Source organism: Streptomyces sp. NPDC006872 (assembly GCF_040635845.1).
Lineage (GTDB): Bacteria > Actinomycetota > Actinomycetes > Streptomycetales > Streptomycetaceae > Streptomyces.
Map to the genome: position 1 here is coordinate 1 of NZ_JBEYIL010000040.1, position 16,961 is coordinate 16,961.

A 16,961-nucleotide genomic window follows, 5' to 3' on the forward strand; every position below is an offset into this window, starting at 1 on the left:
TTGTACTCCTCGTACATGCTCTTAGGGGATGGGATTCCGGGGCCGATGGAGCGGGCTCGGCGCTGATCAGGCCTCTTGGTTCTTTCTGGTTCTTTCTCGTTCTTCCGCAGGCTTTCAGTACGCACCCCCCTCAGACCTCCCTCGGGTCGGCCAACCCCCTGGCAACTCCCTGGAACCTGCCCGAGAAGAGATGCATCTGAAGGGGTGGAGCGGTGCGAAAATGACGTACCCCCCTGCGCCGCGTGATGGCGCAGGGGGGCCGCCCCCGCCCGGCCGGCCCGCTTCCCAACGGCTCTTCCGGACGGGAGTCTGCTGACGCGAGTAAACGCGTTCTGTCTACACATTGTCTAATTGATGTCGCATGTAAAAGTCACTCACCCGTTCGGGTGAACATGTGTTCGATTCCTGCACACTACATCTAACCCTGCGGCATATGCCAGACCGCCGCAGAGCTGTACCCACCTGGACGCCAGGCACTCGCGCCGTCTCTGGCGTATGCCCCGGGGAGTCTGCCTCCACACCGATCATGATCGCAAAAAGCGGAATGCGCTCCGCAGACTTCCGCTCATGATCACTCCAGCGTGGGGCGGATGCGAGACCTGCCCGACGACGACACGTGGATCACCGACCGACGGCGAGCTATCGGGGATCACCTGCGCCAGGAGCGCCGCCGCCAGAACCTCACCCAAGACCAGGTCTGGCAGGCGGCCCGCGTTGACCGCCGCACCCTCCAGTTCGTCGAAAGCGGCGCCGAGGTCAAGCTGTCCACCCTCCTGCGGATCGCCTGGGTCCTCGAGGTTCCTCTCGGTGACCTCGACTGAGAGTGGGGCCCGCCGCCGGCGGACGGGGTGGCACACGGCGGCGGGCCCGGCCGTCCGGTCCTCTACCACAAGGACGGCGGCCGCCCGGCGGCGCGCTGCGGATCGCGCGGCCGGGAGTCAGCGGGATATGGGCGGCTTGTGGAATTCGTGGCGGCCGATCCAGATGTTGCAGTCCGTCACCCGGGAGTAGTCGCCGACGGCCGCGGCCTGCGCCCGCCTCTTGGCGATGCCCGCGCAGGCCGGGCAGCCCGGCGTCGGCTCGGGTGGGGCGGCAGGCATCTGGAGGCTGTACGCGACGGGCGTGGCAGTCATTGGCACTCCAAGGTCAGCGCGTGCAGCGCGCGGCTGTCCGGGCAGTAGTCGCGGTGGGTGCAGCGGGCGCACGCCGTGATGTGGACGTCGTACACGCGGCCGGCCTCCCGCCGGGTGCAGGAGCGGCAGGCGCGCGGCTCCCACCGCTTCAGGCTCCCGCCGATGACGCTGAGGCGCGGGCCCAGCTCCACCGTGTCGGCGCCGCCGCACCACACGCAGCGTTCCCCCTCGATCCGCTCGGGGGTGAGGCCGGCCGCTTTGGGGACGGGCAGCATCTCGGCCGCGCACACGTAGCCGGGGTTCACGGCTGGTCTGCAATCGGCGCGAGGTCGTAGGCCTGACGGCAGGAGGAGCAGGCGAAGAGCTTTGCGCCGCTGGAGTCGCGGACCAGCCGGGCCGTGTTGCTGTACGCCTCGTGCCAGGCGCACCAGGCGACACCGACGCGGGGGGCGGCGGGGGGCTTCTCGGCCAGCTGGGCTGTGCGGGCGGGCGGATCCGTCGTCGGCTTGCGGCTGGGCATGGTCGGCTCCATGTACAGGCAATGTGGGTACCGTCACATCGTGCCGACCGGGCAAGGGGCTGGCGTTGACAGGTTGGCAACACCGAACCCCTTGAACCGTGTTGGTTCAGGTGTTATACGCCGCACCAGTTGGCGAACTCCAGCAGATCGCCCGGGGCCCGCGTCCGTGCCCGCAGCAGCGTCGCCACCGTCTCGTGTACGCCTGGGTGATACCGGGTCTGCTGCGGCGCTGCTTTTCGCGCCTTCTCCAGCGACTTGAAGGCGTCCTCGTGCCGGGCCGTCCACGTCTCCGCCCTGGCCCGGTCCACCCAGTAGTGGCCGGCCCTGGCTCCCGGATAGTCCTTCGGCAACATCACCTCCCGCGCCCTCTCCAGCGCGCGGGCATGCTTGTCGCGGTCACTGGACGCGGACATGCGGTGAATGACGACGTTGACGGGCCCGAACACGAGTCCGTAGTCGCGGGTCTCGCCGGTCTGCTTCGCAATCTCGTCGGCTTCCTTCAGCCACTCGTCCGCGCCGTCAGAGTCCCCCCGTCGGCTGGCGATGATGGCGCCCTTCAGGTGCAGGGCGCCGCGAACGGCGCGGGTCGCCTGCTCGCCGTCGTCGTCCAGGTCCCGCAGTGCGCGTTGTACGAGGAGGATGCCGCGGTCGTGGCGGGTGGCGTCTGCCATGAGTTGCGCGCGGTCCCAGCGTTCGATGGCGACCTGGCGGGGGTCGCCGGTTTGGGGCGCGACGACTGCCATCCGGGAGAGTGCGAGCCTGGCCAGGTCCAGGAATCCGATATTGCGGCCGACGACGTACACCGTCCGGCACAACTCCGCTTGTAGCCACGCTGCCTGTTCCAGGGCGCGCCCAGGGCGCTGGGTGAGCACATGGGCGCCCGCTTCGGCGAGGAGGGCGGGCACCTCTGCCGCGATCTCGATGAATTCGGCTCGGGCGCGCTTTGCTTTCAGATCCTCAACGGCGGCTTGCAGTTCGGTCAGTGCTCGCGGCGGCGGGTCGCCCTCTCCGAGAGGGATGTCCCAGTCGTCCAAGGCGGCGCTGATCGGAGTTATCAACTGGTCAAGCTGGTCGGCTTGGAGCTGGTGGATGTAGGGCTGTCCGTGCAGGACTGAGATGCTCACCGACAGGGCGCGGGCGACGGCGGAGACGATGGCGGGGCTGGCCTGCCGCTGGCCGTTGATGATGCGGGAGAGCATGGCGGGGGAGACGTTGGCGCGGCGGCCGAGTTCCCTGAGTGAGTAGCCGCGCAGGGCGGCGACTTCTTGGATTCGGGTCCCGATTCCGCCGGTGCTGGCGCGCGTTGGGTGTGGCATGCTGGCTCCGTTCTGACCTCGACACTCAGAACGCTACTCCCGGTCGGCTCCGGGAACATACGGCCTCCGTGAACACACGGGGGCCGTAGAGCGTTCGCCCCTGGACGCACGAAAGCGGCCCCGCCCTCCGAAGAGGGCGGGGCCGCATCGTCATGTGTTGAGGTCGTGCAGGTACGTCCGGACCTCTTCCGGTACCGGCTGCGGTGGGGGCGGCGGTTCCAGCTGCGACTGCCGCATGTACCCGACGAGGGTCCGGCACCAGCCGGCCAGGTAGCGGAGCGCGAAGTCCTGCGCGGATATGCGCTCGCGGTCGCGGCCCGACGCCGTCTCCTGCTCGGCCACGCGCTTCTCCAGGCGCTCGATGTCCTTGTCGAGCCGGGCTGTGACGGCGGCGAAGTCGTCGCGGCGCCGCTGCCCGCGTGGCTGCCGCCGGCCGACGACCGTGGTGGCGACGCCTCCGACGGCGGTCACGACGGCGACGGCGAGCGCGGACAGCGCCATCAGCATCTCAGCTCCCATGCGGGGGCTCCGTTCTTGTGCGCGGCGGTTCGTCCCAGCCGATCGCCACCAGGCAGACCGCGCCGAACGCGCCGAAGATCAGGGCGGCGACCCAGCCGCGCGGGTACTCGCCGAGTGGCCACCACGCCACGAGGAACGCCATGCTCCATGGGGCGGTGATCGCCCACACGGCGAGGAAGCCGGGCCAGTCCCGGCCTTGTGGCAGCCATGCGCACACCAGGGCGGCCAGTCCGGCGACGATCCATGCCGAGGCCCAGGCCTGCAGGGGCATCATCTTCAGGAGCAGGCACAGGCCGCGTCGGTCGCCGAGCGGCTCGATGAGCTGCCCGTATCCGTACAGGGCGGCGATCACGCCCTTGAGGGTGAGGATCGTGCCGCGGCGGCCCAGACGTCGGGTGAGCCGCCGGACCGCCGCGCACATCAGACGCCCTTGGCGAGCGACGCGGAGTTTGTGATGCCCCGCAGTCTCGCGAACAGGCCCTTGCCGAGGGCGAGGGCGGCACCGACGCCGCCCGCGCCCGCGGCGTACCACATACTGCCGTTGAGGGGCTGGGTGACGACGATGCCGCCGATGAACGACTGCAGGAACGTCGTCAGGACTCGCTCCAGCAGGTCGCGCCCGTAGGCCCCGGCGGTCTTCACGACGGTTTGTGCGTCGGGGAAGTTGATCTCAGACATGGCGGATCGTTCCTCTCGATGGGTCAGGCGGTGACGGCGAAGCCGTGCCGGGCGGCCAGGCGCTTGAGGGAGGCGGATCCGGGGATGCCGTCGGCGGCCGCACCGGTGTAGCCGCCGCCGGCCGGGGACCGTTGCCAGCGCGCGTAGGCGTCGATGGTCTTCGTGCCGAAGCTGCCGTCCACGTAGGCCGCGCCGAGCAGGCCCTCGGCCTTCAGCGCCTGCTCGACCAGGAGGACCTCGGCCTTGTAGGTGGTGTGGCCCTGCGCGGCGGCCGGATCCTTGCGGGCCGCGGCGACGACGCGCGCCAGGGACACCTTGGGCTTGGCGGGGGTCGTCTCCGTCACGGTGCCCGCCGGGCGGGGTGCGCCCTTCTGCACCCACGCGTACAGCGGGCCGCCCGGGCAGGAGGTGGCGTAGCCGTCGCGGTGGCCCTTGATCTCGGTACCTGCGCCGTGCTTGCGCAGGAGCTCGATGCCGTCGCGGATCGCGCCGAGCATGGCGTCCGTCGGCTGGGTGAGGCCCTCGCTGCCGACGAGTCCGACGATCGCGTAGTGCGCCTGGTTCAGCGCCTGGTTGCCGTTGGCACCGGTGCGCTTGCCGATGCCGCGGCCCTCGAGGAGATAGCCGTGCGGGCAGGCCGCGTAGTTGTAGGCGACGTCGGAGTAGTTCTCCTTCGTGTTCGCCAGATGGGACTTGCGTATGGCCTTCCACTCGGCGATGCACGCGGCATGCTCGGTGAGCAGCGTCGTGCTCACCGCGGTGCCCTCGTAGTGGACCTTGACGCCCTTCGTGGACGTCTGCGTCGGCGCGGCCGATGCCGGCCAGCCGAGCTCGGCTCTGGTGACCAGCTTCATCGCGTAGCCTCCTCGGTCCTCGGCGGGAGCGCGGCCCGCACGGCGGCGTCCTTGCTCTCCAACAGCTTGCGGAGCGCCACGGACAGCTCGGGCCCGGGCGGGAGGAGCACGGCCAGGCGGTGGGCCAGCTCCGAGAACGGCATGGACACCCGGCGGAGATCCTCGGGGAGGTGGGTGAACTCGAAGTACCGAAGGATCGGCGGCGGGGCGGACGGGGCGGCCATGAGTGCTCCAGACATGACGAAGCCCCGGCCGGGAGGCGCGGGGCGGACGGACGGGCCGGTTGGCGGGTCAGGGCAGGGGTGCGTATCTGGCTTCGAGGTCAGCGGTGGGGTAGGTGCCGAGGTACATGTACTGGCCGCCGCCGAGCGCGCGGCGGATCACCCAGTCGCCCAAGTAGACCTGGGGGTCGTTGTTGCCGTCGACCAGGCGCAGGAGCTGGCCGTCGTCGCTGAGGACCGTGGTGTTGTCGAGGAACTCGGTGGCGATGTAGGTGCCGTTGGTGCCGTCGTACTGGATGGTCTCGAGCCGGTCGGTGATGAACACGAAAATCCCTTCAGGCGATGCGGCGGAGCTCCATCCACGAGTCGGCCTCGAATACGCTGCCGGTCGCGTTGGAGACGGTCTGTGCCCAGTCGACGGAGAAAATGCCCGCGTTGGCCGCGGTGATCAGCCGCCCCGCCCCGTGGCTGACCTGAGCGGCGGCGGTGGACGGCGTCGAGAACTGGGTCTCGACGTTGTACGAGATGCGCGTGCTGGTGCGCACGTCGCCGTCTCCTGCCGATGATCCGGCGAGCCGTCCAGTCACCCCGTAGGACCCGGTGCATCCGGCGGGGGTGGTGAACTGAATGTCCATGTCGGCGGCAGCGTTGCCGGAGATCCTGAAGAAGAAGTGCAGGAAGTACTCGGCGTTCGCCTCCACCGCGAGCTGCAGGTCGGGGTCGGGACTGATCGTGGTCGTCGACGCCCGAGAGGTGAGGGCCGCCTTCGCGGCGTGCAGGGGCAGCATGCTGGTCAGCAGGTCGGCGGTGGCCCTCATGCCGCCGTAGAGGATCGGGTACACGGCCACGGCGGGCTCCTCACAGGGGCAGGTAGGCGGGCAGCGCGGCGTGTACGTCGGCCCCTGTGCTGTGGGTGGTGACCACGCCGTTGACGGATCTGATGACGGTGAACGTTTGGCTGTTGGTGGTCCCGGTGCAGGCCGTGGCCCTCATGATCTCTCCTGTGGCGCCGCCGACGCGGAGGTCCATGGGGTAGACGTCGGGGTAGGTGGCCGAGTCCGCCCACCGGCGGACGCCGGTCGTGGTGACGTCGACGGAGGTCTCGGTCTCGGTGAGGTCCTCGGCGAGTTCGCAGCCGCCGATGTCGATGCGGCCGTGGGCGGTGCTGCCCAGGACGAGGGCGGTCCAGGGCTCGGCGGGCACGCAGTTGAACGTGATCTTCCAGGTGTCGGGTCCGGCTTCCTCGGTGTAGCCCTGCACCAGGACGTCGACGTCGTCGGGCCCGTGGTCGTCGGGCAGGCGGGTCAGCCGCAGTTTGTCCCCGGAGTCGACGCGCAGGATGTCGTCGATCATCTGGTGGACGCGCGGGTTGGCGAGGTCCAGGGTGATGCGGGCGTACCGGACGCCGTCGTAGGTGCCCAGGTGCACGAGCATGGAGGCGACGTGGCCGGCCTGGTCGTCGGTGGCGAGGCTGTAGGTGTACTCGTTGTCGTAGCGGCCGGCGCCGTCGGGGAAGTCCTGGACCGACATGGGCCCGCTCTCCAGGACCTGCCGGGCGGGGAGCGAGCCGTACTCGCGCTTCACGCTGACGTCGTTCTCGGTGAGCTTTTCGTCGTCCACCGGCCTGAACGGGGCGCTGATCAGCCCGGCCGAGAAATCGAGGGTGAGCGCCGGGGGCTGGTTCCACAGGGTGGAGTGCCCCCGGTGGATCAGCTCGTTGCGGTCGCGGGCCTCGAGCAGGTAGCCGAAGTTCGTCCGGTTGGCCTCGTTGAGGAGTTCGAGGATTTTCTTCTGCCCCTGGATCCCCATCAGTTCCTGGAAGGCGATGTCTCCGGAGACGGTGGCCGTGTATCCGGCCTCGGTGGCCAGCCGCTTGACGCGGGATCCCGCCCGTTCCCCGGCGAAGCCCGTCAGCGCGCTGTACATGGACGCTGCCGAAGGCCCGGTGCCGTCCCACAGCGTGAAGTAGCCGAAACCTCGTTCGGTCATGGTCTGGCCGGCGACGGTCAGCGAGCCCCAGCCCAGACGCATGAGGCGCGGGGCTTTGATGACGATGGACGCGATGGTGCCGTTGCCGATCAGCTGCCCGTCCGCGTACACGGACCATGCGGTGTCGGTCGCCTGCGGGTCCATGGTGATGCGGACGTGGTGGGGGTTCTCGTCGTAGATCGACACGGTCGTGGCGGCCATGACCAGGGAGGAAGACGACGCGCTCTCGCCGACCATGTTCAGGGTGAGCGTCAGCAGGTCGCCGTTGCCGTCGAAGATCAGGGTGAACTCGGCCTGGTTGTCGGTGTCCGTGCGCGCGCCGGCGTCGAGGATCTCGAACACGCCGGCCGATTCGTTGCCTCCTCCTCGCATGAAGAAGTCGATCGACCAGGCGGCGGTGGTGCCTGCCGTGACGGGGCACTCGCCCTGAATCGAGCCGGTCACGTCGGGCAGGATCTGGATGACGGGCTCGATCCACGGGGCGAGGGAGCCCTTGCCGAAGTTCCCCGGGGTGTCGATCGACCGGATGATCTGCGTCATGGGTTTGCCGCCGACGAGCGACTTCCCCACCCTCGACTGCTCCCCGTCGGTGAGGGGCCAGCACTCGACCGGGTTGTTCGCCTTGATGAAACGCAGCAGAGCGGAGTCGACGGGCTTGTTGCCGGCGTCCATGCGGCGGGTGACGCCGGTGGGGGCGATGCTGACGTAGGCGTCGTTGCCGGACAGGTCGCGGGCCGGCGGCCAGGCGGGCACCTCGCCGACCATGCGGACGTGCTTGTTCGTCAGCGTGGCCCCGGCCGTCGCCTTGGTCCACACGAACCCGCCAGAGGTGAACGAGACAGCTCCGGGGGCTGCGTCCTGCGTCGTCATCCGCAGGACCGTGGTCCCGCCGATCCCGGACAGGAGCTTCAGGGCGTAGGCCTTGCCGATCATCGCCGGGAGGGCGATGCCTGTCATGTCACCCAGTTCGATGGGCGCTGCGGCGGCGAACACGGCTGTGGCGGCGCCGGTGAGCGGGGTGCCCAGCAGGTCCCATTCCTCGTCGTCGACGGTGCGGCCGGTGTAGAAGCGGAGCTCGTAGCTGCCCGCGCCGTTGTCGACGTCGAGGGTGACGCGGATCGCCAGGCGCTGGCCGTTGTAGGCGGTCACCGGGAGGCTGGAGAAACGCGTGACGAGGGTCGCCGACCCGGTCGCCGACCAGTGGAAGGCCAGCTGCCCCGTCGCAGCGAGGTACATGCCCCAGCTGCGCTGGTTGCCGGTGGCCAGGTAGCGGGCGGCCAGGTTCTGCTGGCGGACCCAGTCGTCCAGGGCGATCTCGATGCGCAGGTCCACGTCGGTGACGTTGAAGGCGGTGTTCGTCGGCGTGGTGATCTCGTTGCCGTCCGTGCCGTCCAGGGCGACCCACGGGGAGCCGGTCCTGTAGCCGAGACGGAACGGCGTGTTGCGGCCGATCTTCCCCCGCAGCGGCGAGCGCCAGTTGCGGGGCGCGTAGAGGCCGTCGGGACTGTTCAGCTCGCACTCGCACTGCGTCGGCTCGGCGGCCGAGGCGGACTCCGCCGACAGCCCGCGCGTGATGACGACCGAGGACGTCCGGCGCAGACCGCTGGCGGGGTTCCACGCGCCGTCGTAGAGCAGCTCGGCCCACATGTCCGGCGGCAGGCTGACCATCTCACCTCACCCTTCGACGAACTTGACGATGTCGCCGCCCGCAGTGATGCGCACGGACTCCTGGAAGAACTCGCGGAACAACCGGGGGCCGCCCCGCAGTTCCATCGCGAGCGGCCCGGCCGGCTGGACCTTGCCTGTCGAGGCGGCCGCGTAGGGCTGGCTGAGGAGCTGCTCCAGCCGCGACAGGGGCAGCACGGCTTCGCGCTCGCTGCCTTCGCCGATCATCGCCAGGGTCGGGCCGGTGGTGATGCCGCCGTCGGCGAGGTAGGGGATGTCCGGGGTGCCCAGGGTGAGGCGGGGGATGTCGACGCCCATGAAGCTGCCGCCGCCGATGGAGAACGACAGCCCGTTCCACGAGCTGATGATGTTGTTGATCGCGCCGCGGAAGGCTCTGGGGATGCCGTCCCACATGCCGCGCACGGCGCTGCTGATGCGGCCCGGGATCCCGGTGATGAACGAGACCATGCTGTTCCAGTAGCCCTTGACCTTCGCCCACATGCCGCTGGCGCCGCCCGCGATGGCGTTCCACACGGCCGACAGCTGTGGCTTCAGCGTGCCGGTGAACCAGTTCGCGACCGCGCTCACGGTGTTCTTGACGGCGTTCCAGCCTGCCTGCAGGGCGGGTACGACGGTGCCGGTCCACCAGTCCGAGACGGCCTTCGCCGCCACCTTGATCGCCCCCCAGGCGACCTCCCATGCCTTCTGGAACGCCTGGGTCTGGGTGGCGATGTACACGATCGCGGCGACCATCGCGACGATCGCCACGATGATCCACGTGATGGGGTTCGCGAGCATCGCCGAGTTCATCGCCCACTGCGCGGCCGCCGCGATGGCGAGGCCGGCGGCCAGGGAGAGCACGATCGGCACGAGCGCCTTGACCAGGCCAGGCTGCTTGGCGAACAGCCCGGACACCGCGTTCAGGACGGGCAGCAGCGCCATGCCCAGGGTCGTGGTCACGGTCCGCATGATCGAGTCCCACTGCTGCGCGGGTGAGGCGGCCATGCCGTCGGTGACGCGCTTCGCTGCCCCTGCCGCGTCGTCCATGCCGCTTGCGGCGGCCGCCGTCTGGGGGTTCATGGCCAGCAGCGCGTCGGCTGCCTCGCCGGCCATGTCGCCGAACAGCGCCACCTCGAGCTGGGCTCGCTTGGCGGGGTCCTTCACGCCGCGCAGCGCGTCGAGGGTCTTGGTGAGCGCGTCCGCGGCGGGCTTGCCGCCCTTGCCGATGTCGGCGAGCATCGACTTCGAGTCCAGGCCCAAAGCTTTGAAGCCGTCCGATGCCCTCTTGGTCTCCTCGGAGGTGATGCGGGCGAACTCGTGCAGCACGTCGGCGGCCTGGTCGATGTCCCGCCCGCCCGCCTGCACGAACTGCGACATCATTCCGAACGACGTCTTCGCGTCCAGGCCGATCCGCTTGAAGTGCTGGCCGTACTCGGTGACGATCGCCGGGATGTCCGCGGCCATCGACGCGGGCAGCGTCTGCGCGGCCTTGGTCAGCACGTCGAACGCCTCGGTAGCGTCCTCGACCAGGCCCTGCTTGATGAGCGCCCCCGCGGCGTTGGCCGCCTCGGGGATGTCCATCCCGAACTTCGTCTCGAGCGCGGTCGCGCTCTTGGTCATGTCCTTCAGCTCGGCGTCGGTGAAGTCGCCGACCTTGCCCATCGCGCCGATCACCGCGCCCATGGCGTCCGCGACGCCACCCACCGACTCGCCGAACCCCGCGGCGAACACCTCGCCGGAGAGATGCCCCGCGCGGTCCGCCTCCTCCTTCGTCAGGCCGAAGCCCTGCTCGAGCGTCGTGATGGCCGACGAGATGTCCATGGCGGACTCCAGGCCCGTGACGAACGCGCCGCCGAGCCCGGCGGCGGCCGCAGTGCCCACCGTGGCGAGCCCGTTGAGACGGCCCTCGATGCCTGCGGCGCCCTCGTCGACCTCGCCCTGCGCCTCGGACATGTCGACGCCGAGGCGCACCAGCACCTCGTCCAGAACAGCCACGTCAGGTCTCCTTCCGGTCGCGGCGGCCGCGTCGGCGGGTGCGCCGGTCGTCGTCCCGCTCGAACTGCTGCTGGAAGCCCTGGACGATGCCGAGGATCTCCCGGCCGCTGCGGGCCGGCCGGTCCGCACGGGACCAGAGCATCAGGTGGTCGCGCAGCCGAGGCGTCGCGCCCTTCCGCATGTGCGGGGCGGTCACGTCCATGCCGAGACGGGCGAGGAGGACGTCCCAGCGCCGCGGGGTGACGGGCCCGTAGAGGTTCTGCCAGGCGACCAGGTGCACGATCTGCTCATCGCTGAACCGCTCCATCACCTCGTCGGGCGGGATCTGGTAGGCGATGGACAGGTCGTACAGCAGCCTCAGCTCTGGTCGCCGTCGGAGTTTCCCTCGGCGTCCCGGACCTTCTGCTCGAAGTCCCGGTCCTCGCCGGACAGGTGACGGACCAGCTTGAACAGTCCGTCGACCATGCCCGAGCTCTTCTCGCTGAGGATGGCGATGCCCTCGCGCAAGTCGGCGAAGACGAGCTTGCCCGTGTCCGGGTCGTACAGGGCCTTGGCGACGATCTCGGCGCGGTTGGACTTCACCTGCATTTCGGCGCCGCTGCGGCCTTCCTGGAAGCGCAGCTTGTTCAGCTTGTTCTGGTAGGCCTCCCACTCCCCGGACGGCAGGCCGTGGACGTCGACGGTGACGCCCCACTCGGGGATCTCCACGTCCGGCTGGGTCTTGATGTCCTGCGCGGCGCGGATGGCGTCCTTGATGCTGCTCACGGCAGTGCTCCTAGGGGTGATCGTCAGCCGGTGGCCGTGAGGGTGGGCTTGCCGGAGATCTTGAAGGTGATCTCCCGGCCCATCTTGTCGTCGAGGGGGAACTCGTCGCCGATGGCGCTGATGCCGGCGGAGAAGTTCCAGGTGTGCTCGTCGTCGTCGCCGGGCAGCATGACGAGCTGGTAGTCCCGCAGCTCGTCCTCTTCGAAGTCGGCGTCCAGGTCCTGGTGGGTGGTCTCGCCCGGGCGGTAGTTGATGGTGGCGGTGACCTCGCCGCCGTCCTTCATGCCCTTGACGAACTCCCGGTACTTGTTGGGAGAGTCGTGCGCGGACACGTCGATCATGTTGCGGGCGCGGGACGGGCCCGACAGATCCTCGACGGACGCGATCGTCACGAAGACGCCGCCGCCGGTGGAGTCCCGCTTGAGCAGTGTCCCGGTTGCGTCCTCACCAGCCATGGCGGGTCACATCCTCTCTGTCGTCGTTCACGGGCTGACCTGGGTCAGGACCCGGAAGCTGATGGGTACGTGCCGGACGTCGCCCGGCGGCTCGGGGTCGGTGATCGTCTGCTGCGACACGTAGTAGGTGGCCACGTGCCGGTGCCCGGCGACGGTGAGGGGCCGGTGCTCGAGAAGCGCCCGCACCCGGGCGGCGATCTGCAGGGCCTGGCGGTAGCCGCGGTACTTCGACCACACGTGCAGCGTGATCACACAGTTGGAGCCGTGGCTGTCGTGGGCGTTGTCCGGCGTCTCGACGGCCTCGCCGATGACGATGTACGGGTACGGCTGGTTCTCCTTGACCCAGTCGAAGACGCCCTGGACCAGGGACACCAGCGTGCTGTCCGCCTTCAGCGCGGCGAGCACGGCCTCCTGGACGGGCAGGACGGCGGAGTCGGAGACGGGCATGCTCACAGGCGGCTCCTCACCTCGTCCTTCAGCCGCTGCACCAGCTGCGTGCCGGCACGCTCCAGCGCGGGGATCAGCGTGGGATTGGCGGGGATACGACGGGATCCGCGTTCATGGATCATGGCGTAGAGGTCGTCCCGGTCGCGCCAGCCGACCTCCGTCTGCAGCCCGTCCTTCTGGTACTTGGGCTCGACGCTGCTGCGCAGGTTCCCGGAGTCGACGCGCACGTTGCGGCGCACGTCCGCCACCATCAGCCCGGCCGAATTCTCGACCTCCGCCTTGGCGGCCGCCTCCAGCTGCGGCACCACCTCCTGCAGACGGCGCTGCAGACGATCCATGCCGACGATCTCCACGCGTGCCCGTCGGCGACGCGCCACGGGTCACCTCCGCTTGTCGAGGAGCCGGCGGATCTGGTGCAGTTCGCCGGCGACGGCGAGCAGCGCCCACGCGATCGCCTGGGGAACGTCGACGTCGTGCCCCAGGCCGAGGAACCCTTCGGCCTCGCGCCGGCACTCCTGCGGCTCCATCTGCGGCAGGCTGCCGCCCTCCTGGCCGGGCATCAGGTGCCCAGCTCGAACGGCCTCACGGTCACGGACGTGACGGCGCTGTAGGTGATCGCCGCCCGTCCGGTCGAGCCGCGGAAGATGTTGGTCAGCGGGATGATGGCGTGCTTGCCCGCGGCGACGACGACCGCCACGTCGGCGATGGCAAGCCCGGACACCGTGCCCGGGGTGGCGATCGTCACCGTCTTGGAGGACGCGTCGGCGTTGTTGACGTACAGGAACCTTCCGGGTCCGACGGGGGCGGTGTCGCCGCCGCCGGCCGCGGCGGTCGCCTGGGCGGCCATGTCGGCGATGCCGGTGGCGACCGGCACTGTGACGAGGCTGAGGTCAGCCATCAGCTTTCTCCTTCTGCCTGGATCAGCTCGACGAGAGCTTTGGAGTAGACGGGGGTGGAGGGCTGGACGACCGACTGCACTCGGAACACCTGCGCGGTGCCGAGCGCGTCGGTGCCGCGCAGTTCGTCGCCGCGGCGGACGTCCGCGCGCGGCAGCAGGTAGACGTCGTGGGAGTGGCGGGAGCTGGTCGACGCGGCGACCATGCGCTCGGTGGCTGTGGGCTGGTCGACCTTCGCCCGCACGTTGCCCACCTCGACGAGCGTGGTGGTCTGGCCGCCGGAGCCGTCGTCGGCCGTCTGCGCCCGCCACACCGTGAGCGCGCGGTTGAGGTAGCGGCGGACGCCGGCGCGGCCCCTCACCGCGACCTCACCAGCGCCGCGCCCCCGCCGAAGCGTGCGGCCAGGCGCTCGCGCAGGTAGTCGGGCAGCTCCATGCCGGTGATCAGCCCGGTGTCCCCGTAGGTGACGGAGTAGTCGCCGATCCGTTCGGAGCGGATGTCGCCGACGGCCAGGCCCGCGCCCTCGGGGTCGGCTCGGTAGTCGGCCAGCGCCCCCGCGGCGATCCGGCACACCAGGTCGACGATGTCCGACGGGACGTCGGCCAGGCCGTGGGTCTGGACCACCTCGACGTCGGACGGGCCGCAGCCGGGCGACCAGCCGCACGCCCGCCACAGGCGGTGGGAGCGCAGCCGCCAGTCGGTGACCGCCTCCCCGTCGATCTCCACCGTGGCCACCGAGACGATGGGCGGGCCGGGCAGCGTCAGCCACTCGGTGACCGGCCCTTCCAGGGTGACGGTGGACGTGGTCTGTGAGATCGGCACGCCCGCGGCTTCCCGGACGGCGGTGGAGGCGACGTCGAGGTAGGTCTCCGCGACGGTCTCCTCCTCCGCTGTCACGGTCAGGCCGCGCGCGGCGAGGTCGGCCGTGGTCGCCAGAGCAGCGAGCGCCATGACGCCCCCTTTCCTCGCCTCAGGCGAACAGGGCGATCAGGTCGTCCTTGGTGTACGCCTCGGCGTCCTCGCGGGACATGCGGCCCGACCGCACCGTGAAGTCGATCCACGCGGCCTTGTCGGCTGCCTCGTCCGGGCGCCCGTCGCCCGCGCGCGCGGCGGGGGCGGGCTGCTCGGGCAGCTCCTGAAGCTGCGCCTTGGTCATCGCCTCGGCGTCCGTCTCGGGGATGGCGTGCACGGCCATGGCCCACAGGACCCAGTCGTCCTTGCCCGCCCGTGCGCCCGGGCGCGGGACCAGGCCGTCGGTCAGCGCGCTGCTCTTCGAGGCGGCCGCCTTCGGCGCGGGTGCGGGTGCGGCGTAGTACGGAGAGCCGTCCTCGTTGACGCGCTGGATCGCCCCGCGGTCGAGGCGCTCCTGGATGCTCTCGGGCAGGGGCAGGTCCATCGCGATGACGGCGCCGCCCTCGCCCCGGACGTGAATGGTCTCAGCCATGTCAGGTGTTCCTCGGGACCTTGAAGGCGGTGACGGTCATCGCGACCGAGGTCTCGACGATCAGCGATCCGTCGTTCTGGACGAACCGGCCCGATTCCACGGGGCCGATCCACTGGGTGGCGCCGTTGGCGACGGTGACCGCCAGGTTTCCCTGGCCGGCGGCGATGGCCAGCGGCAGGGAGCCCGCCAGCACGGTCGCGGTACCGGATCCGCCGGAGGCGTTCGACACCCGCAGCACGGTCAGTTCCGGGAAGGCGTTGGCGACTTGGCCGCCGTTGCCGGCGCCGGAGGTGACCGCGGTCCCGGCCGGGTCGGCCAGGCTGCTGTTGGGGGCGAGGTTGCTGTACGCGACAGCGGTGCGTGCCATGGTTCAGCTCTCCGATCAGGCGGCGGGGTTGATGAACGCGGCGGTCAGGTGGTCCGGGCGGATCACCTTCGCGCCGTACAGGGCCAGGCCCTTGACGGCGTCGCTGAAGGACGACTCGGGGCGGTACGCCTCGGTCTTGTTGATCTGCTCCGCGAACGTGATGGCCGCGCCCACGCCGGCCTGGACGACTGTGGTGTCGCCGGTCGGGACGGGGCAGTTGTTCGACTCGTAGATGTCGAAGTTCGCCGCGCGCCCGACGAGCCCGTTGCGCAGACCCGCGTCGGTGCCGGCCTCGTCGGACTTGATGAAGCGGGAGTCGAGCAGCAGCGACGCGTAGAACTCCGGCGGGACGATCACGTACCGGCCCGCGCTGGGCACGTTCGCCTTGGTGAGCTTGGTGCGCAGCGGGACGAGCACCTTGTCGTAGGCGTCGGTCGGCGTGGTGTACGTGTCGATCGGCGAGCCGACCAGGTTGAGGAAGTTCGCCGATGCGATCTGCGTGTACAGGGCGGCCACGTACTGGTCGATGGTGTCGGCCAGGCCGAACGCGGCCTCGGACATGGCCTGCGGGATCAGGTTGGACTTGGCCTGCCGCTTGTCGACGTCGTCGATGGAGAACGCCCAGTACTTCGACTGGTCGACGACCAGGGTGCGCTGGCCGGTGGTCAGCTTCTCCGGGGTGATGGTGGTCGTGCCGGGCACGTAGGTGCCGATGGCCGGCCGGGACACCGAGGTGATGCGGACGGTGTCGCCCGCCTCGCTGATCTCGCCCTCGTAGTCACGGTTCACCACGTTCGGCGCCGCGTAGACGAGGGCCTTGCGGGTCGCGACGAGCAGTCGCGAGCTCCAGATTTCGGGAACGAAGTTCCGCACGGTCATGGGTCTGCCTCCTGGCTACTTGCCCGCCATGAGGTCGTCGAGCCGCCCGTCGATGCGGGCCTTTTCGATCGCCTCGGGGGTCATGGTCTTGAGGTCCTGCTGGGTGAGCTGCTTCGGCCGGGACGCCTTGCGCGCCGCTCCGCCGTCGCCGGTGCCCTGGAACCTCTTCGCCGTTGCGGCTGCCAGGTAGGGCTTGGACTTGACCAGCTCGTCGATCGCGTCGGCGACCTCTTCGCTGTCGACGTTGCCGTCGTCGTCGACCTCGAACTGGTCGAGGTCGAGGAACTTGAAGGCGTCGGCCGGGTCCGCGAGCTTGCCCGCGGCGGCGGCCTTCACCTCAGCCCGCAGGATGCGGGTGTTCGCCTTGGCGAGGGCGTCCTGCTCCGCCTTGCGGCGCACAGTCTCGGCCTCGTCCGCTCCGTCCTTCTGCGCGAGCTGCTCTTCGAGCTGCTTGCGCTTGTCGCGCTCGCTCTTCCACTTGCCCTTCATGGAGGCGAGCGCCCGCTTGCCCTTGTCGCCGAGCGCGTCGGCGTCGTCCTGGTCGTCGTCCGATCCGCCGTCGCTGGCGTCGGCTCCGTCGCCTTGGTCGTCGTCCGATCCGCCGTCGTCCTGGTCGTCGTCGGAGTCGTCTCCGTCGCCGTCCTGGTCGTCGTCGGCGTTGTCGTCGTCCTGGTCGTCGCCGCCGGCGTAGAAAACCGGCGACCACGGGCCGGTTGGGTAGGGGTGGGACCAGCCTGCCGCGTGGCGGCGGGCATGGCGGGGCAGCGTGAAGAGATCCATCGGTGTGCTCCCATTGCGGGGGTGAGACCGGGCGTTGC

The 16,961-nt window shown here is 69.9% G+C and carries 27 protein-coding genes; 1 reads left to right on the forward strand and 26 read right to left on the reverse strand.

What is annotated here, in order from left to right; translation table 11 throughout:
• The first annotated feature begins 590 nt into the window (after positions 1-590).
• Positions 591-821 (forward strand): helix-turn-helix transcriptional regulator, encoded by a 231-nt coding sequence (locus ABZ725_RS51370; protein ID WP_358809268.1) that lies wholly within the window; start codon positions 591-593, stop codon positions 819-821.
• Positions 822-938: 117 nt separating this feature from the next.
• Here ABZ725_RS51370 and ABZ725_RS51375 read toward each other — a convergent pair whose 3' ends face one another.
• From ABZ725_RS51375 to ABZ725_RS51500, 26 genes are all read right to left on the reverse strand, one after another.
• Entirely contained in the window at positions 939-1,133 is a 195-nt protein-coding gene (locus ABZ725_RS51375) for a hypothetical protein (protein ID WP_358809269.1), read from the reverse strand.
• Complete coding sequence (locus ABZ725_RS51380) at positions 1,130-1,438, reverse strand: hypothetical protein (RefSeq protein ID WP_358809270.1); 309 nt, start codon at positions 1,436-1,438, stop codon at positions 1,130-1,132. Before ABZ725_RS51380 ends, ABZ725_RS51375 begins: the two co-directional genes overlap by 4 nt.
• Entirely contained in the window at positions 1,435-1,653 is a 219-nt protein-coding gene (locus ABZ725_RS51385) for a hypothetical protein (RefSeq protein ID WP_358809271.1), read from the reverse strand. The genes ABZ725_RS51380 and ABZ725_RS51385 overlap by 4 nt, the downstream gene beginning before the upstream one ends.
• Before the next feature lie 113 nt (positions 1,654-1,766).
• Positions 1,767-2,969 carry a helix-turn-helix transcriptional regulator gene (locus ABZ725_RS51390; protein ID WP_358809272.1) on the reverse strand — a complete coding sequence of 401 codons (1,203 nt, stop codon included), beginning with the start codon at positions 2,967-2,969 and terminating at the stop codon, positions 1,767-1,769.
• Between the two features lie 150 nt (positions 2,970-3,119).
• A complete protein-coding gene (locus ABZ725_RS51395) occupies positions 3,120-3,488 on the reverse strand; it encodes a hypothetical protein (RefSeq protein ID WP_358809273.1) in 369 nt (122 codons plus the stop codon).
• Positions 3,478-3,909: a hypothetical protein gene (locus ABZ725_RS51400; protein WP_358809274.1), complete on the reverse strand. Its 432-nt coding sequence runs from the start codon at positions 3,907-3,909 to the stop codon at positions 3,478-3,480. Before ABZ725_RS51400 ends, ABZ725_RS51395 begins: the two co-directional genes overlap by 11 nt.
• A complete protein-coding gene (locus ABZ725_RS51405) occupies positions 3,909-4,166 on the reverse strand; it encodes a hypothetical protein (protein WP_358809275.1) in 258 nt (85 codons plus the stop codon). Before ABZ725_RS51405 ends, ABZ725_RS51400 begins: the two co-directional genes overlap by 1 nt.
• A 23-nt stretch (positions 4,167-4,189) precedes the next feature.
• Positions 4,190-5,020 (reverse strand): peptidoglycan recognition family protein, encoded by an 831-nt coding sequence (locus ABZ725_RS51410; protein WP_358809276.1) that lies wholly within the window; start codon positions 5,018-5,020, stop codon positions 4,190-4,192.
• Positions 5,017-5,244, reverse strand: a complete 228-nt coding sequence (locus ABZ725_RS51415; RefSeq protein ID WP_358809277.1) for a hypothetical protein — start codon at positions 5,242-5,244, stop codon at positions 5,017-5,019. Before ABZ725_RS51415 ends, ABZ725_RS51410 begins: the two co-directional genes overlap by 4 nt.
• Before the next feature lie 67 nt (positions 5,245-5,311).
• Positions 5,312-5,566 carry a hypothetical protein gene (locus ABZ725_RS51420; protein WP_358809278.1) on the reverse strand — a complete coding sequence of 85 codons (255 nt, stop codon included), beginning with the start codon at positions 5,564-5,566 and terminating at the stop codon, positions 5,312-5,314.
• 10 nt (positions 5,567-5,576) lie between these two features.
• Positions 5,577-6,089 carry a hypothetical protein gene (locus ABZ725_RS51425; protein ID WP_358809279.1) on the reverse strand — a complete coding sequence of 171 codons (513 nt, stop codon included), beginning with the start codon at positions 6,087-6,089 and terminating at the stop codon, positions 5,577-5,579.
• 10 nt (positions 6,090-6,099) lie between these two features.
• Positions 6,100-8,898 carry a hypothetical protein gene (locus ABZ725_RS51430; protein WP_358809280.1) on the reverse strand — a complete coding sequence of 933 codons (2,799 nt, stop codon included), beginning with the start codon at positions 8,896-8,898 and terminating at the stop codon, positions 6,100-6,102.
• Between the two features lie 6 nt (positions 8,899-8,904).
• A complete protein-coding gene (locus ABZ725_RS51435; RefSeq protein WP_358809281.1) occupies positions 8,905-10,890 on the reverse strand; it encodes a phage tail tape measure protein in 1,986 nt (661 codons plus the stop codon).
• 1 nt (position 10,891) lies between these two features.
• Positions 10,892-11,197, reverse strand: a complete 306-nt coding sequence (locus ABZ725_RS51440) for a hypothetical protein (RefSeq protein ID WP_358809282.1) — start codon at positions 11,195-11,197, stop codon at positions 10,892-10,894.
• 50 nt (positions 11,198-11,247) lie between these two features.
• On the reverse strand, positions 11,248-11,655 hold the full coding sequence (locus ABZ725_RS51445) for a hypothetical protein (RefSeq protein ID WP_358809283.1): 408 nt from the start codon (positions 11,653-11,655) through the stop codon (positions 11,248-11,250).
• A 23-nt stretch (positions 11,656-11,678) separates the two neighbouring features.
• Positions 11,679-12,110, reverse strand: a complete 432-nt coding sequence (locus ABZ725_RS51450) for a phage tail tube protein (RefSeq protein ID WP_358809284.1) — start codon at positions 12,108-12,110, stop codon at positions 11,679-11,681.
• Between the two features lie 27 nt (positions 12,111-12,137).
• Positions 12,138-12,557 carry a DUF3168 domain-containing protein gene (locus ABZ725_RS51455; protein WP_358809336.1) on the reverse strand — a complete coding sequence of 140 codons (420 nt, stop codon included), beginning with the start codon at positions 12,555-12,557 and terminating at the stop codon, positions 12,138-12,140.
• A 2-nt stretch (positions 12,558-12,559) separates the two neighbouring features.
• Complete coding sequence (locus ABZ725_RS51460; protein ID WP_358809285.1) at positions 12,560-12,895, reverse strand: HK97 gp10 family phage protein; 336 nt, start codon at positions 12,893-12,895, stop codon at positions 12,560-12,562.
• Between the two features lie 42 nt (positions 12,896-12,937).
• Entirely contained in the window at positions 12,938-13,117 is a 180-nt protein-coding gene (locus tag ABZ725_RS51465; RefSeq protein ID WP_358809286.1) for a hypothetical protein, read from the reverse strand.
• Positions 13,117-13,455, reverse strand: coding sequence for a hypothetical protein (locus ABZ725_RS51470; protein WP_358809287.1), 339 nt, complete (start codon positions 13,453-13,455; stop codon positions 13,117-13,119). The genes ABZ725_RS51465 and ABZ725_RS51470 overlap by 1 nt, the downstream gene beginning before the upstream one ends.
• Positions 13,455-13,814, reverse strand: coding sequence for a head-tail adaptor protein (locus ABZ725_RS51475; RefSeq protein WP_358809288.1), 360 nt, complete (start codon positions 13,812-13,814; stop codon positions 13,455-13,457). Before ABZ725_RS51475 ends, ABZ725_RS51470 begins: the two co-directional genes overlap by 1 nt.
• Complete coding sequence (locus ABZ725_RS51480) at positions 13,811-14,404, reverse strand: hypothetical protein (protein ID WP_358809289.1); 594 nt, start codon at positions 14,402-14,404, stop codon at positions 13,811-13,813. The genes ABZ725_RS51475 and ABZ725_RS51480 overlap by 4 nt, the downstream gene beginning before the upstream one ends.
• 19 nt (positions 14,405-14,423) lie before the next feature.
• The gene (locus ABZ725_RS51485; RefSeq protein ID WP_358809290.1) at positions 14,424-14,897 is read right to left on the reverse strand and encodes a hypothetical protein; all 474 of its coding nucleotides are present in this window, start codon (positions 14,895-14,897) and stop codon (positions 14,424-14,426) included.
• 1 nt (position 14,898) lies between these two features.
• On the reverse strand, positions 14,899-15,264 hold the full coding sequence (locus tag ABZ725_RS51490) for a hypothetical protein (protein ID WP_358809291.1): 366 nt from the start codon (positions 15,262-15,264) through the stop codon (positions 14,899-14,901).
• A gap of 15 nt (positions 15,265-15,279) precedes the next feature.
• Positions 15,280-16,143 (reverse strand): P22 coat protein - protein 5 domain protein, encoded by an 864-nt coding sequence (locus ABZ725_RS51495; protein ID WP_358809292.1) that lies wholly within the window; start codon positions 16,141-16,143, stop codon positions 15,280-15,282.
• Positions 16,144-16,158: 15 nt separating this feature from the next.
• Positions 16,159-16,923 carry a hypothetical protein gene (locus tag ABZ725_RS51500; protein WP_358809293.1) on the reverse strand — a complete coding sequence of 255 codons (765 nt, stop codon included), beginning with the start codon at positions 16,921-16,923 and terminating at the stop codon, positions 16,159-16,161.
• Positions 16,924-16,961: the final 38 nt, after the last annotated feature.

Coding starts and splice junctions, on each gene's coding strand:
- ABZ725_RS51370 (WP_358809268.1), top strand. CDS start 591: ATGCGAGACCTGCCCGACGACGACACGTGGATCACCGACCGACGGCGA.
- ABZ725_RS51375 (WP_358809269.1), bottom strand. CDS start 1,133: ATGACTGCCACGCCCGTCGCGTACAGCCTCCAGATGCCTGCCGCCCCA.
- ABZ725_RS51385 (WP_358809271.1), bottom strand. CDS start 1,653: ATGCCCAGCCGCAAGCCGACGACGGATCCGCCCGCCCGCACAGCCCAG.
- ABZ725_RS51390 (WP_358809272.1), bottom strand. CDS start 2,969: ATGCCACACCCAACGCGCGCCAGCACCGGCGGAATCGGGACCCGAATC.
- ABZ725_RS51395 (WP_358809273.1), bottom strand. CDS start 3,488: ATGGGAGCTGAGATGCTGATGGCGCTGTCCGCGCTCGCCGTCGCCGTC.
- ABZ725_RS51400 (WP_358809274.1), bottom strand. CDS start 3,909: ATGTGCGCGGCGGTCCGGCGGCTCACCCGACGTCTGGGCCGCCGCGGC.
- ABZ725_RS51405 (WP_358809275.1), bottom strand. CDS start 4,166: ATGTCTGAGATCAACTTCCCCGACGCACAAACCGTCGTGAAGACCGCC.
- ABZ725_RS51410 (WP_358809276.1), bottom strand. CDS start 5,020: ATGAAGCTGGTCACCAGAGCCGAGCTCGGCTGGCCGGCATCGGCCGCG.
- ABZ725_RS51415 (WP_358809277.1), bottom strand. CDS start 5,244: ATGGCCGCCCCGTCCGCCCCGCCGCCGATCCTTCGGTACTTCGAGTTC.
- ABZ725_RS51430 (WP_358809280.1), bottom strand. CDS start 8,898: ATGGTCAGCCTGCCGCCGGACATGTGGGCCGAGCTGCTCTACGACGGC.
- ABZ725_RS51440 (WP_358809282.1), bottom strand. CDS start 11,197: ATGGAGCGGTTCAGCGATGAGCAGATCGTGCACCTGGTCGCCTGGCAG.
- ABZ725_RS51450 (WP_358809284.1), bottom strand. CDS start 12,110: ATGGCTGGTGAGGACGCAACCGGGACACTGCTCAAGCGGGACTCCACC.
- ABZ725_RS51455 (WP_358809336.1), bottom strand. CDS start 12,557: ATGCCCGTCTCCGACTCCGCCGTCCTGCCCGTCCAGGAGGCCGTGCTC.
- ABZ725_RS51460 (WP_358809285.1), bottom strand. CDS start 12,895: ATGGATCGTCTGCAGCGCCGTCTGCAGGAGGTGGTGCCGCAGCTGGAG.
- ABZ725_RS51465 (WP_358809286.1), bottom strand. CDS start 13,117: ATGCCCGGCCAGGAGGGCGGCAGCCTGCCGCAGATGGAGCCGCAGGAG.
- ABZ725_RS51470 (WP_358809287.1), bottom strand. CDS start 13,455: ATGGCTGACCTCAGCCTCGTCACAGTGCCGGTCGCCACCGGCATCGCC.
- ABZ725_RS51480 (WP_358809289.1), bottom strand. CDS start 14,404: ATGGCGCTCGCTGCTCTGGCGACCACGGCCGACCTCGCCGCGCGCGGC.
- ABZ725_RS51485 (WP_358809290.1), bottom strand. CDS start 14,897: ATGGCTGAGACCATTCACGTCCGGGGCGAGGGCGGCGCCGTCATCGCG.
- ABZ725_RS51490 (WP_358809291.1), bottom strand. CDS start 15,264: ATGGCACGCACCGCTGTCGCGTACAGCAACCTCGCCCCCAACAGCAGC.
- ABZ725_RS51495 (WP_358809292.1), bottom strand. CDS start 16,143: ATGACCGTGCGGAACTTCGTTCCCGAAATCTGGAGCTCGCGACTGCTC.
- ABZ725_RS51500 (WP_358809293.1), bottom strand. CDS start 16,923: ATGGATCTCTTCACGCTGCCCCGCCATGCCCGCCGCCACGCGGCAGGC.